Source organism: Halomonas borealis, assembly GCF_004798905.1.
Classification (GTDB): domain Bacteria; phylum Pseudomonadota; class Gammaproteobacteria; order Pseudomonadales; family Halomonadaceae; genus Halomonas; species Halomonas borealis.
The window spans coordinates 156,760-172,657 of the sequence record NZ_SDMO01000001.1 but is presented as its reverse complement, the minus strand read 5'-3'; the positions used below and the strand labels follow the sequence as shown (position 1 = coordinate 172,657).

General features: G+C 66.0%; 13 protein-coding genes and 1 pseudogene. 5 read left to right on the top strand and 9 right to left on the bottom strand.

Features of this window, described 5'->3' with window-relative positions:
* The first annotated feature begins 17 nt into the window (after nucleotides 1-17).
* Nucleotides 18-959 carry a nucleoside hydrolase gene (locus ETC07_RS00765; RefSeq protein WP_136246640.1) on the top strand — a complete coding sequence of 314 codons (942 nt, stop codon included), beginning with the start codon at nucleotides 18-20 and terminating at the stop codon, nucleotides 957-959.
* An 18-nt stretch (nucleotides 960-977) separates the two neighbouring features.
* Here the strand turns inward: ETC07_RS00765 and ETC07_RS00760 are convergent, their stop codons facing one another.
* Together ETC07_RS00760 and ETC07_RS00755 are read right to left on the bottom strand one after the other, a co-directional pair.
* Nucleotides 978-1,256, bottom strand: coding sequence for an acylphosphatase (locus tag ETC07_RS00760; RefSeq protein ID WP_136246639.1), 279 nt, complete (start codon nucleotides 1,254-1,256; stop codon nucleotides 978-980).
* 74 nt (nucleotides 1,257-1,330) lie between these two features.
* Nucleotides 1,331-2,401: a YihY/virulence factor BrkB family protein gene (locus ETC07_RS00755; protein ID WP_306462081.1), complete on the bottom strand. Its 1,071-nt coding sequence runs from the start codon at nucleotides 2,399-2,401 to the stop codon at nucleotides 1,331-1,333.
* A gap of 122 nt (nucleotides 2,402-2,523) precedes the next feature.
* Between ETC07_RS00755 and ETC07_RS00750 the strand changes: the two genes are divergently transcribed.
* A complete protein-coding gene (locus ETC07_RS00750; protein WP_136246638.1) occupies nucleotides 2,524-3,618 on the top strand; it encodes a bifunctional nicotinamide-nucleotide adenylyltransferase/Nudix hydroxylase in 1,095 nt (364 codons plus the stop codon).
* A 195-nt stretch (nucleotides 3,619-3,813) separates the two neighbouring features.
* Here the strand turns inward: ETC07_RS00750 and ETC07_RS00745 are convergent, their stop codons facing one another.
* The 6 genes from ETC07_RS00745 to ETC07_RS00725 form a co-directional block, all read right to left on the bottom strand.
* The gene (locus ETC07_RS00745; RefSeq protein WP_136246637.1) at nucleotides 3,814-4,731 is read right to left on the bottom strand and encodes a LysR substrate-binding domain-containing protein; all 918 of its coding nucleotides are present in this window, start codon (nucleotides 4,729-4,731) and stop codon (nucleotides 3,814-3,816) included.
* Nucleotides 4,732-4,818: 87 nt separating this feature from the next.
* On the bottom strand, nucleotides 4,819-6,237 hold the full coding sequence (gene cls / locus ETC07_RS00740) for a cardiolipin synthase (RefSeq protein WP_136246636.1): 1,419 nt from the start codon (nucleotides 6,235-6,237) through the stop codon (nucleotides 4,819-4,821).
* Between the two features lie 106 nt (nucleotides 6,238-6,343).
* Nucleotides 6,344-7,849, bottom strand: coding sequence for a fumarate hydratase (locus tag ETC07_RS00735; protein ID WP_136246635.1), 1,506 nt, complete (start codon nucleotides 7,847-7,849; stop codon nucleotides 6,344-6,346).
* Nucleotides 7,850-8,056: 207 nt separating this feature from the next.
* Nucleotides 8,057-10,078, bottom strand: a complete 2,022-nt coding sequence (uvrB, locus tag ETC07_RS00730) for an excinuclease ABC subunit UvrB (RefSeq protein ID WP_136246634.1) — start codon at nucleotides 10,076-10,078, stop codon at nucleotides 8,057-8,059.
* A 65-nt stretch (nucleotides 10,079-10,143) separates the two neighbouring features.
* The gene (locus ETC07_RS15570) at nucleotides 10,144-10,317 is read right to left on the bottom strand and encodes a hypothetical protein (protein ID WP_168709133.1); all 174 of its coding nucleotides are present in this window, start codon (nucleotides 10,315-10,317) and stop codon (nucleotides 10,144-10,146) included.
* Nucleotides 10,318-10,371: 54 nt separating this feature from the next.
* Complete coding sequence (locus ETC07_RS00725) at nucleotides 10,372-10,569, bottom strand: copper-exporting P-type ATPase CopA (protein ID WP_136246633.1); 198 nt, start codon at nucleotides 10,567-10,569, stop codon at nucleotides 10,372-10,374.
* A gap of 138 nt (nucleotides 10,570-10,707) precedes the next feature.
* On the opposite strand from ETC07_RS00725, the gene ygfZ reads away from it, so the two are divergent.
* Entirely contained in the window at nucleotides 10,708-11,748 is a 1,041-nt protein-coding gene (gene ygfZ, locus ETC07_RS00720; protein WP_136246632.1) for a CAF17-like 4Fe-4S cluster assembly/insertion protein YgfZ, read from the top strand.
* 27 nt (nucleotides 11,749-11,775) lie between these two features.
* Here ygfZ and ETC07_RS16020 read toward each other — a convergent pair.
* Nucleotides 11,776-11,913: pseudogene (locus ETC07_RS16020) on the bottom strand (transposase); the annotation flags it as partial.
* Between the two features lie 697 nt (nucleotides 11,914-12,610).
* Here ETC07_RS16020 and ETC07_RS00710 point away from each other — a divergent pair.
* Entirely contained in the window at nucleotides 12,611-13,774 is a 1,164-nt protein-coding gene (locus tag ETC07_RS00710) for a TAXI family TRAP transporter solute-binding subunit (RefSeq protein WP_136246630.1), read from the top strand.
* Between the two features lie 68 nt (nucleotides 13,775-13,842).
* A complete protein-coding gene (locus tag ETC07_RS00705; RefSeq protein WP_136246629.1) occupies nucleotides 13,843-15,858 on the top strand; it encodes a TRAP transporter permease in 2,016 nt (671 codons plus the stop codon).
* Nucleotides 15,859-15,898: the final 40 nt, after the last annotated feature.

Genomic DNA, 15,898 nt, shown 5'->3' with positions numbered 1-15,898 from the left:
CGACCGCAGAGGACCGCATGTCAGAACCGATCATCTTCGACACCGACCCGGGCGTCGACGACGCCCAGGCCATCGCCATCGCCTTGCGCCATCCCGATATCGAGCTGCTGGGGATGACCACCACCTTCGGCAACGTCGACATCGAGACGGCGACCCACAACGCCCTGCTGCTGAGTGAGCTGGCCGGCCATCGTGTCCCCGTGGCCCAGGGTGCCGCGGCACCGATGGTCAAGCCGCGCCATCCGGCACCCGCGCATATCCATGGCGCCAATGGCCTGGGCGACATCGAACTACCGGCGGTGACCGGCCAGGCCGAATCATGCAGTGCGGCACAGTTCATCGTCGACACGGTCAATGCGCGCCCCGGCGAGGTCACCTTGGTCGCCGTGGGCCCGCTCGGCAACCTGGCCGCCGCCCTGCAGCTCGACCCGAGCATCACCGAGCGCGTCAAACGCGTGGTGGTCATGGGCGGCTCGATCAAGGAAGGTGGCAATGTCACGCCGGTAGCCGAGGCCAACATCTTCAATGACCCGCATGCCGCCCAGCGGGTGCTGACCGCCGGCTGGCCGCTGACGCTGGTCGGCCTGGACGTCACCCACCGCTGCGTGCTGACCCCGAGCCATATGCGGCGCATCGCCGCCGGCCAGGGCCCCCTGGGCGAGGTACTCGCCGGCAGCTACGCCTTCTACCGCGAGTTCTATCAGAACGCGTTGGGCATCGATGGCTGCTGCCCACACGACAGCCTGGCTCTCGCCTGGCTGGTACGCCCCGAGCTCTTCACCACCGCCAGCGGCCATCTGAACGTGGCCACCGAAGGGCCGGCGGAGGGCCAGACCCTGTTCGCGCCTCACCAACGCGCCTTCATCTCTCCGCGCTGGTCGCAGACCCCGCTGGCCGACGTGGGCCTCGGCGTCGACGGGGCAGCCGTGGTGGAGTGGATCACCGACACCCTCGCCTGAGATCCTCCTGAGACGCTTTCAGCCGGTCGTGAAATCGACCGGCGCCCCCCTCTCGAGATCGATCTCGTCGATCGCGACGTCCGACACCTCGGCGCCCGGCGATCCCTGCCAGAGCCATTGTGCGACGCCGCGGACGTCCTCGCGCGGGCCGCACAGCAGCACTTCCACGCGGCCATCGGCGAGATTAAGCGCGTGCCCCGTCAAGCCTGCTTGCCGGGCACGCTCCTGGGTCGCGCGGCGATAGTAGACGCCCTGGACCCTGCCGCTGACCCGTGCCTTGATCGCATAATGCTCCACTGGTTCCTCCTGATCGTCGATGTCGTGTGCGCATCACGCCGAAGCCCCTCGGTGACAAAGACACCCGCCGGGGCTCAATGCTCCGGCGGCGTGCGCCTGGAAGGCGCCTCGGCCCCTCCCACGACGGTGCTGTCGTCACCATCCTCGGTCGCCCCTTCTCGTGGTTGTGCTTCCCCTGTTTCCGACTGCCGATGGCGCCCGGGCCACCAGTGCTTGGCCTCGTCACGCGGCGCGTCTTCGACGAGCTCTTGATTCACCAACACGGCGGTATTGCGCGGGATCACCTTGCCGCCGCGGGCCAGTAGCAGGCTCTTGGTGAAGGCGGCGCCGAACAGCAGGATCAGCGAGCTGTAGTAGACCCACAGCAGCACGACCACCACCGAACCCGCCGCCCCGTAGGTGGATGCGGTCGCGGTGTAGGCCAGGTAGGTGGCGATGGCGCTGCGGCCCACGGCGAACAGCAGCGCCGTGACCACGGCACCGACGATCACGTCGCGCCAGCTCAGCACCACGTCCGGCAACACCCGGAAGATGGTCGCGAACAACGCACTGACCAGCGCCATCGCCACCAGGAACTCGACGCCGGCAGTCAGGGCGCCGACGAACGGCAGCAGGTTGTCGGCGGCATGCAGCAACGAGGTGACCACCACTCCCAGCACCAGCGAGACCAGCAGGATGAAACCGATGGCCAGCACCACCGCCATCGACAGGGTGCGCTTCTTGAGCAGCAACAACAGGCTGTTGGCGCGTGGATTAGCGGTGACGCCCCACAGCGTATTCAGCGAGTACTGCATCTGCCCGAACACCGTCGTCGCCCCGACCAGCAGGGCCCCGAAGCCCATCAGGGTTGGCCACAGGCCGGACGACTCGATGCGTGACTGGGCCACCGCGCTCTGGATCGCCTCGGCGGCCCCGGTGCCCATGGTGCCCTCCAGCTGGGCGACGATCTGACCCTGGGCGGCCTCTTCGCCCAACACCAGGCCGATGACGGTCACCGCGATGATGATCGTCGGCGCCAGCGAAAACAGCGTATAAAAGGCCAGCGACCCGGCATAACTGAAGGCGTTGCGCTCCACCCATAGCTTGACGGCGTCACGCAGCACGCCCCACCAGAAGAGCACGACCCGCTTGATACGACTCCACATCGACGATGTCTCCTTCACAGTCCTTTGCCCCTTCAGCATACCTCAGCATCCCCGGGGCCACGAACATTGCGCGCCCCCATGGGGCCCACCATAATGGACGCTTTTCTCGCCGGAGCCCTGTCATGTGCCTGTCGCCGGACGCCGAGCCGTCATCCTCCGACTTCGATTGCCTGGTCTTCATCGGCCGCTTCCAGCCCCCGCACCTGGGGCACCTGGCCGTGATCGACGAGGCGCTGAAGCGGGCCCAGCAGGTCATCGTGCTGGTTGGCTCCGCCTGGCAGGCGCGCTCGCTGCGTAATCCCTGGCACTTCGATGAACGCCGGCGCATGCTGAGGAGCGCCTTCGACGCCGCCGACAACGCCCGGCTCGAAATCGTGCCGTTGCTCGATGCGCTCTACAACAACGATGTCTGGGTCCGCGACGTGCAGCGCAAGGTGCGCGACATCGCCACGCCACGCCATGCCCGCCTGCCGCGCATCGGCCTGATCGGCGCCAGCCGCGGACAGTCCAGCTACTACCTGGCGTTGTTTCCCCAATGGGAGTCGGTCAGTGTGCCGATGGTCGAAGGCATCTCGGCCAGCCAGATCCGCGAACGGCTGTTCCGCTCATCGAGCGCCGCGACGGACTACGTCAGCACCGGCGCCTCTCACGATCTACCGCCGGGCGTGGTGGATAGCCTCAAGGATTTTCTCGACACCGAAGCCTTCGAGCAGCGAGTCGAGGAACAGGGATTGCTGGAACAGTACCGACAGGCCTGGGCCCAGGCGCCCTACTCGCCGGTGTTCGTCACCGTCTGCGCGGTGGTCGTCCAGTCGGGGCACGTCCTACTGGTCAAGCGCACGGCGGCCCCCGGCAAGGGACTCTATGCCCTGCCCGGCGGCTTCATCAATCCTCAGGAGCGGCTGCTGGATGCCTGCCTGCGCGAGCTTCGCGAACGGGTCCGCCTCAAGGTGCCGGAGCCGGTGCTGAAGGGCTCGCTGCGCGGTCAACGGCTGTTCGATGAACCGCATCGCAGCTGGCGGGGGCGCACCCTGGCCGAGGCCTTCTACTTCGCGCTGCGCCCGGAGCAGCAGCTGCCACAGCTCAAGCCGGTCAAGGGAGGCGACCATGCCCGCTGGGTACCGCTGGCCGACCTCGAACCGGACGCCCTGTTCGAGGACCACTTCTTCATCATCCAGAACTTCCTCGGCCTACCCGCCGATTTCGGCGGGCCATGACAGGCTATAGAAGGACCCAGCTCACCAGGCGCTGATGCTTGAGCCGCTACGGAGGTAAGGATGTCCGTCGCACACGAAGATTGGGGTGATCACCGTCGCCGCACAACGGCCGGCCTGTCGCCTGCCGCCTGCCGCATGAGAATAGCGGGCCGCGCCGGTGGCCACGCTATCGAGCGTAATAGGGCACTCCCTTTGTCAGGCCTGAAGGAAATCCCGAGGCAGCTTCATCATCTGTCGCCACAGCTTCTCCACCCCGGGTTTGTGCACCATCGAGCAGCGATAGAGGCGGATCTCCAGTGGTACGTCGTAGTTCTCGGCCCCCGCCCGCACCAAGCGGCCGCTCTTGAGCTCTTCGCGGATGCAGAAGTCGGGGATCCAGGCCATGCCCACCCCCTGCATGACCATGCCCTTGAGCCCCTCTGCCATGGCCGTCTCGTAGACCACCCGCAGGCGCATGCGTAGCGGGTCGTTCTTGAGCAGCATGCGCACGCTGCGCCCCAGGAAGGCGCCCTGGGTATAGGCCAGGTAGGGGACCTCCTGGCGGCCTTCCAGCGAGAAACGCGGCTTGCCCGACGAATCGGGCAGGCTCACCGGCACCATCTTTACCTGGCCGATGGAAAACGACGGGAAGACCTCGGCGTCGAGCTGCATGGTCGCATAGGGGTCGTAGTAGGCCAGCATCAGGTCGCAGTTGCCCTCCCGCAGCACGTGGATGGCATCACCCACGTTCATCGCCACCAAACGAGTCGGCAGCTCCCCGAGGCCCTTCTGTAGGCGCGAGATCCAGGGCGGGTAGAAGCTCAGCGCCAGCGAATGGGCGGCGACGATATCGAGCGCCTCGTTGGCCATGGAGAGCCCGCGCAGGTGCCCCAAGCTCTCATTGAGTTGCTCGACCATGTTGCGCGCGGTCACCAGGAACAGCTGGCCCTGCGAGGTCAGGTCGACCGGCGTGGTGGAGCGGTCGACCAGGGTCGTGCCGACGGCCTGCTCCAGGGAGCGAATCCGACGGCTGAAGGCGGGCTGCGTGACATGACGCTGGCGAGCCGAGGCGGAAAAGCTGCGGGTATTGGCCAGGGCGACGAAGTCTTCCAGCCACTTGGTCTCGAGATTCACCACGACTCCCGATCAGAATGCATTATGAAGGTGGCTAATGTACCCCAGCGGGCCCGGCGACCCAAGGCGATTCGACGCGCGCCCTACTCACTGCACCGGCGCGAACAGGTAGGCGCCCCGCGAGATCAGTTTCTTCCACAGCGGCCGCGCAAGGATCTCCTCCAGCGAGACTTCGCGGCAATTGGCGAAATCCTCCAGCAGCATCGCCTCCACCTCGCCGGCGAAGCCACGGTCGGGGACGAAGGCGGTGATCTCGAAATTGAGCCGGAAGGAGCGGTTATCGAGATTGACGGTACCGACACAGGCCGCCGCCTCATCGATCAGGATCACCTTCTGGTGCAAGAACCCCGGCTGGTAGCGATAGACCTTGACCCCGGCACGCAACATGTCGGGCAAGAACGAAAAGGCCGACAGGAAGACCAGCAGGTGATCGGGCCGTTCGGGCATCATGATGCGGACGTCCACCCCGCGCATCGCCGCCAGGCGCAGGGCATCCTGCACGCTGTGGTCCGGCACGAAATAGGGGCTGGTGATCCACAGCCGCTCACGAGCACGGTGAATGGCGTGTTGAACCAACAGGCTGGCGGTCTCCTGGGGGTCCGCCGGCCCCGAAGGCACGATGACCACGTTCTGGGACGCCCCCGCGCTTTCCCGCGGCTGCCAGTCCAGGCGAACCACCTCCCCGGTCGCCCAATGCCAGTCTTCCCAGAAGGCCTCCTGAAGGCCCAGCACGCTGGGGCCGACGAGCTTGAGGTGCGTGTCGCGCCAATGCCCATGACGCGCCTTCCACCCCAAGTACTCGACCCCTACGTTGAAGCCTCCTACCCACCCCTGGTGGCCATCGACCACCACGATCTTGCGATGGTTGCGGAAGTTGAGCTGGAAACGATGGCGAAAACCGCGTGACGAATGGAAGGCGCTGACCTCGACGCCGGCCTCACGCAACGCCTTGAGATAGCGCTCCGGCAGGGCATGACTACCGATCTCATCATACAGGAACCGTACCCAAACCCCCCGTTCTGCCGCCGCACACAGACGCTCGCTGAGTCGCCGCCCAAGATCGTCGTCACGCACGATGAAGAACTGGATCAGGATGTAGTCCTCGGCGGCATCTAGGCCGGCGAACAGGCTCTCGAAGGTCGCCTCACCGTCGATCAACAACTCAGCCTGGTTGCCGCGAGTCATCGGCATCATCGCCAATTTCTCCACCGCCCGCACATCGGCTTCCCGGGCACCGGTCGTATAGGGCGCGACACGCTCGCGATAGCCATCGAGCACGCGGCGCAGCACGGTGTCACGCTCGCCGCGTGCAGAGACATAGCCGTAGAAGCGCGGACGCCCGAACACCCAGTAAGCCGGCAACGCCAGATAAGGCACGGTCACCAGCGAGAGAATCCAGGCGATCGCCCCCTGGGAGGTACGCGCCGACATCAGCGCCTGCACCGCCGACAACATCCCGAGCAAGTGCATGGCGAGGATCAGCAGGCCGAACAGCCATGACGTCATGGGGAACTCCCTTTCCGTGGGACAAGTGCAACAATGGCGCGCCCAGCATACTCATAACCACGACGGCCCCGCCAGATGGCGGGGCCGTCACGAGCATCATGCGGCGTCACACACGCTCGGCGATGATCTCCTTCCACTTCGCCGGGCCGGTCTGGTGCACCGAGGTGCCCGCGCTGTCCACGGCCACGGTCACCGGCATGTCCTCCACCTCGAACTCATAGATGGCCTCCATGCCCAGGTCCTCGAAGCCGACCACGCGGGCCTGCTTGATCGCCTGGGCGACCAGGTAGGCCGAGCCCCCTACCGCCATCAGGTAGACCGCCTGGTTGTCGCGGATCGCCTCGATGGCCGCCTCGCCGCGCTCGGCCTTGCCGACCATGCCCTGCAGGCCGGTCTGCTCGAGCATGGTACGGGTGAACTTGTCCATGCGGGTCGCGGTGGTGGGCCCGGCCGGCCCCACCACCTCGTCACCGACCGGATCGACCGGGCCCACGTAGTAGATGAAACGCCCCTTGAGGTCCACCGGCAGCGATTCACCCTTGGCCAACATGTCGACCATGCGTTTGTGGGCGGCATCGCGACCGGTCAGCAGCTTGCCGTTGAGCAGCAGGGTGTCGCCGGGTTGCCAGCTCTGCACCTCTTGCGGGGTGACGGCATCCAGGTCGACGCGCTTGACGTTGTCGCCCGCCTCGCGGGTGATCTCGGGCCAATCCTCGAGCCTCGGCGCCGGCAGGGCCGTAGGCCCGTTGCCCTCCAGCGTGAAGTGGGCATGCCGGGTGGCCGCGCAATTGGGGATGATCGCCACCGGCTTGTTGGCGGCATGGGTCGGGTAGTCCTTGACCTTGATGTCGAGCACCGTGGTCAGCCCGCCCAACCCCTGGGCGCCGATGCCGGTCTGATTGACCTTGTCGAAGAGTTCGAGACGCAGCTCCTCGGCGCGATTCGACGCCCCACGGGCCTGGAGGTCCTGGATGTCGATCGGGTCGAGCAGCGACTCCTTGGCGAGCTCCATGGCCTTCTCGGCGGTGCCACCGATGCCGATGCCCAGCATGCCCGGCGGGCACCAGCCGGCACCCATCTTGGGCAGCTGCTCGAGCACCCAGTCGGCCACGCTGTCGGAAGGATTGAGCATGGCGAACTTGGACTTGGCCTCGCTGCCGCCGCCCTTGGCCGCCACGTGCACCTCGACCGTATCGCCGGGCACCAGCTTGTGATGGATGACCGCCGGGGTGTTGTCGCCGGTATTGGCCCGCTTGCCGTCCGGATCGGCCAGTACCGAGGCTCGCAGCACGTTGTCCGGCAGCTTGTAGGCACGGCGCACACCCTCGTTGACCATGTCGTCGAGGCTCATCTCGGCCTCGAAGCGCACATTCATGCCGACATGCACGAACACGGTGACGATGCCGGTGTCCTGGCAGATCGGTCGGTGCCCGGTGGCGCACATCCGCGAGTTGATCAGGATCTGGGCGATGGCGTCCTTGGCCGCGGGGTTCTCCTCACGCTCGTAGGCCGCCGCCATGGCGTCGATGAAGTCCTTGGGGTGGTAGTAGGAGATGTACTGCAGGGCATCGGCGACGCTCTGGATGAGGTCATCCTGGCGAATCACGGTCATGGACAAGACGCTCCTTGGTGGGTCGACACGCCCGCTTCTGATCGGCCGTGAGGCCGGCGGCGGGCTCGAACGGGGCGGCATTATAGCGCACTTGCCCCGCCTCGGCAGCGTGCCGGACCCGAACCCAGGATGTGCCGAACATGAAACGTTAGATAACGGTATAACCTTCGACACCTAGACACACCATGCCACGCCTCAGTGCATGGTCTAGCCCACCACCAGTTGACGGTCCTTGAGCTCGAGGAGCCGGTCACGCAATCGCGCGGCCTCCTCGAACTCGAGGTTCTGGGCAGCCTCGGACATGGCATCCTCGACCCGGGTGACTTCGCGCGCCAGCTCCGTCGGGCCCAGGTCGTCCGGATTGTAGACCGCCGCGCCCTCGGCCACCTTGCGCTCGTCCTGGCGCCCCTTGCCCTTGCGCCCCGGCGCCTGAGCGGCCTCGAGGATGTCGGCCACCGAGCGATGCACCGTCTCCGGCACGATGCCATGTTCCTCGTTATGGGCGGTCTGCCTGGCCCGGCGACGCTCGGTCTCGTCGATGGCACGGCGCATGGAATCGGTGATGCGATCGGCGTAGAGCACCGCCTTGCCCTGGGCGTTGCGCGCCGCCCGGCCTATGGTCTGGACCAACGAGCGCTCGTTACGCAAGAAGCCCTCCTTGTCGGCATCGAGAATCGCCACCAGCGAGACCTCGGGAATATCGAGCCCCTCACGCAGCAGGTTGATGCCGACCAGCACGTCGAACTTGCCGAGGCGCAGGTCACGGATGATCTCGACCCGCTCCACGGTATCGATGTCGGAATGCAAGTAGCGCACGCGCACATCGTGCTCGTCCAGGTACTCGGTGAGGTCCTCGGCCATGCGCTTGGTCAGGGTGGTGACCAGCACGCGCTCCTCTACCGCGACCCGCGAACGGATTTCCGACAGCAGGTCATCGATCTGGGTGGAGGCCGGGCGCACCTCGAGCTCGGGATCGAGCAGGCCCGTGGGGCGCACCACCTGTTCCACCACCTGGCCGGCGTGCTTGGCCTCGTAGGGGCCGGGCGTCGCCGACACGAAGATCGTCTGTGGGCTGATGCGCTCCCACTCCTCGAACTTCATCGGTCGATTATCCAGCGCCGAGGGCAGCCGGAAGCCATACTCGACCAGCGTCTCCTTGCGCGAACGGTCGCCCTTGTACATGCCGCCCACCTGGGGAACGCTGACGTGGGATTCGTCGATGAACAGCAGCGCGTCGCTGGGCAGGTAGTCGAAGAAGGTCGGCGGCGCCTGGCCCGGCTCGCGTCCCGACAGGTAGCGCGAGTAGTTCTCGATGCCGTTGCAGTAGCCGAGCTCGAGCATCATCTCGATGTCGTAGAGCGAGCGCTGCTCGAGGCGCTGTGCCTCCACCAGCTTGTCGTTCTGGCGCATCCAGGCCAGCCGCTCGGCCAGTTCCTCCTTGATGTGGTCGATGGCGCCCATGATCGTCTCGCGCGGCGTGACGTAGTGCGACTTCGGGTAGATGGTCATGCGTGGCACCTTGCCGCGCACCTCGCCGGTCAGCGGATCGAACAGGCTGATGCCATCGATCTCGTCGTCGAACAGCTCCACCCGCACCGCTTCTTCCTCGGCGTCGGCGGGGAAGATGTCGATGACATCGCCGCGGACCCGGTAGGTGCCACGCTTGAAGTCCAGGTCGTTGCGGGTGTATTGCAGCTCCGCCAGGCGACGCAGGAAGGCCCGCTGGTCGATCAGCTCGCCGCGATTGAAGTGCAGGCGCATCTTCAGGTACTGGTCGGGGTCGCCGAGGCCGTAGATGGCCGATACCGAGACCACGATCAGCGCATCACGCCGCTCGAGCAGCGCCTTGGTCGCCGACAGCCGCATCTGTTCGATGTGGTCGTTGATCGAGGCATCCTTCTCGATGAAGGTGTCCGAGGACGGCACATAGGCTTCGGGCTGGTAGTAATCGTAATAGGAGACGAAGTACTCCACGGCATTGTCGGGGAAGAACGACTTGAACTCGCCGTAGAGCTGGGCCGCCAGCGTCTTGTTGGGCGCCATGACGATGGTCGGGCGCTGCTGGCGCTCGACCACGTTGGCCATGGTGTAGGTCTTGCCCGAGCCGGTGACACCGAGCAGCGTCTGATGGGCGAGCCCGGCCTCGAGGCCGTTGACCAGGCCCTCGATGGCCGCGGGCTGGTCGCCGGCGGGCTGGTACTTGGACGCGAGTCGGAATGCCTTGGTCATCGGATCTCCTGGTCGTGGCGGCGCCGCTGGGCTGACGGAAGGCGCGCCGGCGGTTGAGTACGGCCCTAGCCTGGCTGCCGGGTGGTGACGATCACCGTGGCCTCGGTCATCAGACGATGAATCGGGCACTCATCGATGATCGGGTCGCGCCATGCCCGCGAGTCGTCGTCCAGACGGTAGACGCCATGGCGCTCCCCGCGTTCATAGCGTTGACCACCTCGGCGCCTGCGAGAGGTCACGCCTTGCCGGTACCCCGCGATAGATCGACGTCGTCATGGGGCGTAGCGGCTCCATCATGACACCTCGATGCCCAGCCCCAGCTTGTGGATCGCCTGGATCAGTGCCTCGCGGCGGGTGCGGCCATCGATGTCCGCGCCGTGGCGGCCGACCTCGACACTCTCGACACCATCGAGCATCATCAGGGCGGTGGTGATGCGATTGACCTGATCGGCGTTGTCGACGCCCTTGAAGGTAAGGCTCTGCTGGGCCATGTGAGGCTCCCGGTCGGCGAAGGGTTGAATGGCCCGAGTCTAGCATGCCGCCTCGGGGCCCGGCAGCGGTTGCATTGCCGCCCCGGCGCCCTCACCTCGGGGAACCAAGGCCCAAGCAAAGAGACGAGGAAGATCCCTATGAATGATTGGCTCGACCGCCTCGGCGGCCGCCGGGAAGACGAGACGCGCGTCGTCTTCGAGACACCCGACCAGGCCCACCTCGCCATGGAGGCCAGCGTGATGACCCCGCTGGCCCATCTCGGCCTCCTCGATGTGCTTGGCGACGACGCCGAGCGCTTCCTGCAGGGCCAGACCAGCGCCCAGGTCTCGCTGGCCGATGGCCGTTTCGCGCCACTCACCTGTTTCTGCACACCCAAGGGGCGGGTGCTGGCCAATGCCCAGTTGTGGCGGGTCGCCGAGGGCCATTATCGACTGCTGATGCAGCGCGGCCTGGTCGCCGGACTGCACGCCCATCTCAAGAAGTTCGCCCCCTTCTACAAGGCCGAGATCGAGCCTCGCGAGGACCTGGCCTTGATCGGGCTGATCGGACGCGAGGCACCGGCGGTGGCCGAGACACGGCTGGACCTGCTGCCTCCTGGGCCCTGGCACCAAACCGACGGCGACGACATGCAGCTGCTCGCGCATCCCGGGCCGCGTCCTCGGCTGCTGGCCTGCCTGCCCGCCGAACGAGCCGAGACGCTCTGGCAATCGCTGGCCGACCAGGCCACCCCGGTCGACAACGCGATCTGGCGCCTGCACGACATCCAGGCCGGGCTCGTCTGGCTCGACACCGACCAGGCCGACGCCTATCTGCCGCAGATGCTCAACTGGGAGGCACTCGGCGGCATCAGCTTCAAGAAGGGCTGCTACACCGGCCAGGAAGTCGTGGCTCGCGCCCACTTCCGCGGCCAGGTCAAGAAGCGCCTGGTGCGCGGCCAGCTCGAAGGAGACCGCCTGCCGGCCGTGGGCGCCGCCGTGGAGGACGCCAATGGCAAGAGCCTCGGCGGAGTACTCTCCACCGCGCTCGATGCCTATGGTCAGGCAGAGGTGCTGGCGGTGATGAGCACGAAGGAAGCTCCCGAACCGCTGAGCATCGACGGCCAGCAGTTCAAGCGCCTGCAGCTGCCCTACCCGCTCGAACGCCTGGACCCCGAGAGCCTGGCTAGTACGGCAAGCTAGATATGTAAAGCCGGCAGATTTTCAGCTTCATCGCACTTTGCCGGGAAACGCGACACGGATCTTCAGGAAAAAGTTCGCCGTGTCGCGGTAACCGTAGGCCACCCGCTTGATGACCTTGATTCGGTTGTGCATGCCCTCCAGTACGCGGGTGTTAAGCCAGTGTCGGCTGATGAACAGGCCCCTTCAAGATAGAGAAACAGCCGTGTGGCAATGTGCGCCAGGGTTCTCATTAGCCGCTCCCCATGGCCTTGTCGCACTACTCCTGCCAAGCACTTCGTTCGGAGGCCACATCGTCGCTAAACCAGGGGTATTGAATTGATCCTGGAGTAGATACGCCATGGTGAGTGATGCATTGGTCACCAGCAGATCCTCCAGCTTCACCGCTTGCTCGGGCTTCGACTCGGATCTGCCGCCGCTTCTCTATCCGGCCTGCGCCGCAGGCCCTGCCAGTTTCACGCAGCTCCGCTTTGAACCGAAAAGAGGGAGCTTTCTATCAGCCAGCTAACCAGCAGGTTGATGTGTCCCTAGCTTTCGATCCAGGCGTTAATCACACACATTTCCAGCGGGAGAGTCGATCACAAGCAGGCCGTATAGAAGCGGCCCCAAGGCAAAATTCCAAGAGGGTAGCAACACTCCCCCTACAGAAAGAGCCCCCTCTCCCAAACAACCGCTTTGCTCGGTCCTGACTACCTGCCTGGCCAGTACCGCACTGGTGAAATACTCCCCTGTGCCATACGTCGCCCCTCCTTCTCCCTTTTGTATATTGACAGTTCAGCAGAGCTCTCCCTACTATGGAAAACATAATGTGAAATACAATACCGCATAGCAAAACAAAAGGCTCGACGAGCCGAGGAGCTAATTCATGCGTGGCCTAACTCGCCCCCTCCTGCTAGCCGCCCTGCCACTCGGTCTCGCCCTGTCGGACGCCGCCCTGGCCAAGGACGTCGAGCTCCCCAACACCATGGCCTGGACCGCCTACGGCACCAACTCCAGCGGTTATGCCCAGGCCGTGGCCATCGGCGGCATGTTGCAGAACCAGTACGGCACCGCGGTGCGCGTGCTGCCCGGCGACAACGACGTCTCGCGTATGACCCCATTGAAGACCGGGCGCGTCGACCTGTGCGCCTGCGGCATCGCCAGTTACTACGGTGCCGAGGGTGTGCTGATGTTCGCCCACCCCGACTGGGGCCCTCAGCCGCTGCGCGTGCTGACCACCTCGACCGCCTCGTTCGGCCTGTCACTGGCAGTGGCCGGCGATCTCGATGTCAAGGCTCCGGCCGACCTCGCGGGCAAGCGCGTCGCCTATATCCGCGGCGACGACGCCCTCAACAAGGGCACCGAGGCCTACCTGGCCTTCGGCGGGCTGACCTGGGACGACGTCGAACGGGTCGACTACCCCGGCTACGGGCGCTCGTTCGACGCGATCATCGCCGGCGAGGCGGATGCCTCCTTCACTACCACGGTGACGCCACCGGCCCAGCAACTCGCCAGCAGCCCGCGCGGCATCAACTGGCCCGAGCTGGATCCCGACGACGAGGCCGCCTGGCAGCGCATGCAGGCCATCGCCCCGTACTTTCGTCCGCACCAGGTGACCGCCGGCGCCGGCGGCGTCTCCGCCGACAACCCGGTCGACAGCGCCAGCTACCCCTACCCGATCATCGTCGCCAACAGCGACCTGAAGGGCGACACCGCCTACGGTCTGATCAAGGCGCTGCAGGACAACTACGACACCTACAAGGACAACGCGCCGGGAGCGGCCGGCTATGCGCTGGAGAACCAGGACCTGACCTGGGTCATTCCGTTCCATGACGCGGTGGTCAACTACTACAAGGAAACCGGCGTGTGGACCGAGGCGATGCAGGCCCACCAGGACATGCTGGTCGAGCGTCAGAACCTGCTGCTCGCGACTTGGGAGACCTTCACCGCGGGCGATGTCCCCGACGACGAGGATGCCTTCCGTGAGGCCTGGATGCAGGCCCGTGCCACCGCCCTGCGCGACGCCGGCTTCGACCCCATCTTCGAGTGACCCGCCCGCCGGCGGCCGCCTGAGCGCTGCCGCCGGTCTACGCGCCCCTCCAACGCCACGGACTCGCCATGAACCAAGCCAATCCGACCGCAGAAGCCAACGCCGTCAAGGAGCAGGTCAGCCAGGTGCGCCGCCTGCCGCGCGTGCTGCGTTGGCTGCCCAGCAGCGTTACCGTCCTGCTCGTGCTGATGACGCTGGATTATCTTTTCAACCTGGGGCTGCTGACCGTCGTCACCGGGCTGGAGACCCAGTTCTACTACGCCGTAGTGGCCCTGCTGCTGCCGCTGGTCTACCTGCTGTGGCCGATGCTGCCCTCCGGGCGCGACAAGCCGGTGCCGTGGTACGACTACGGCCTGTTCCTGCTGACCGCCCTCGTCGGCGGCTATTTCGTGGTCCAGGCCGAGCCGATCCTCGAACGCGGCTGGGCCTTCGCCGCGCCCGAGCCGGCGGTGTGGTTCAGTTACGCCTACTGGCTGCTGATTCTCGAGGCCGCCCGGCGTGCCGGCGGCTGGCCGATCGCGCTGATCGTCGCGCTGTTCTCCTGCTACCCGATGGTCGCCGATATCATGCCGGGGCCGATCCAGGCGTTTCCTTCGACGCTGGAGCAGACCGCCATCTACCACACCATGAGCACCGAGAGCGTCATGGGCGTGCCGCTGCAGGCCTTCGCCGGGCTGGTGATCGGCTTTTTGATCTTCGGCGTGGTACTGCAGAAGACCGGCGGCGGCGCCTTCTTCATCAACCTCGCCTTCGCCCTGCTCGGCCACGTGCGCGGCGGCCCGGCCAAGGTCTCGATCTTTGCTAGCGGACTGATGGGCTCGATGAGCGGCAGCGTGATCACCAACGTGTTGACCACCGGCGTGCTATCGATTCCCGCCATGCGCCGCATCGGCATGGGCCGTTCGTTCGCCGGCGGCGTCGAGGCCTGCGCCTCGACCGGCGGCGTGCTGATGCCGCCGGTGATGGGCGCCACCGCCTTCGTCATGGCGATGTTCCTCGACGTGCCCTACGCCGCCGTCGCCCTGGCTGCGGTGATTCCCTCGGTGCTCTATTTCCTTGGCCTGTTCATCCAGATCGACGCCTACGCCGCGCGCCATGGCATCCAGGGCCTGCCCCGGATCGAGCTGCCCTCGGTCAGGCAGACCCTCAAGCAGGGCTGGTACTTCATCTTCGTCTTCGCACTGCTGGTGTGGATGCTGCTGGTGATGCAGCGCGAGGCGGTGGCGCCGTTCTACGCCACCGCCTTGCTGCTGGTGATGAACCAGTTCTCCAAGTCTCACCGCTGGGGCTGGAAGCAGGTCACCGATACACTCGGCTCGGCGGCCAAGCTGTTCGCCGAGTTGATCGCGATCCTCGCCGGCGTCGGCATGCTGGTCGGCGCGCTGTCGATGACCGGCCTGTCCGGCACCATCGCCAACGACTTCATCCACCTGGCCGGCGGCAGCGTGCCGCTGCTGCTGATCATGGGCGCACTGACCAGCTTCGTGCTGGGCATCGGCATGACCGTGACCGCCGCCTACATCTTCCTCGCCGTGGCGCTGGCCCCGGCGCTGATCCAGGGCGGCGGCCTCGACCCCATGGCGGTGCACATGTTCATCCTCTACTGGGGCATGCTCAGCTTCATCACCCCGCCGGTAGCGCTAGGCGCCTTCGCCGCCGCCACCGTGGCCGGCGCGCGACCGATGAAAACCGGCCTTCAGGCAATGCGCCTGGGCAGCGTGATTTACTTCATCCCCTTCATGTTCGTACTCAATCCGGCTCTGATCATGCAGGCACCGCTGTGGGAGGTCGCTCTAGTGTTCTGCCAGGCCGTGCTGGGCATCGTGCTGTTCGCCTCGGCCATGCAGGGCTACCTGATCGGCGTCGGCCGCCTCGGTCACACGCCGACGATGGAGACCGTCATTCGCGCCCTGCTGCTGATTGCCGGCCTCTGCGTCGCTCTGCCCGGCGGTGCCCCGATCCCGCTGAACAACCTCGAGCTGCTCAGCCTCGGCGTAGCCACCAGCGTGCCGGCGGTGATCCTCGCCCGCTGGGGCCAGCACCGCCTGCGCGATGCCACCCGCGGCACGGTCGCACCGCACTAGCCACCCACCTCACGACCGGCGCGGGGCCTAGCCCTGCGCC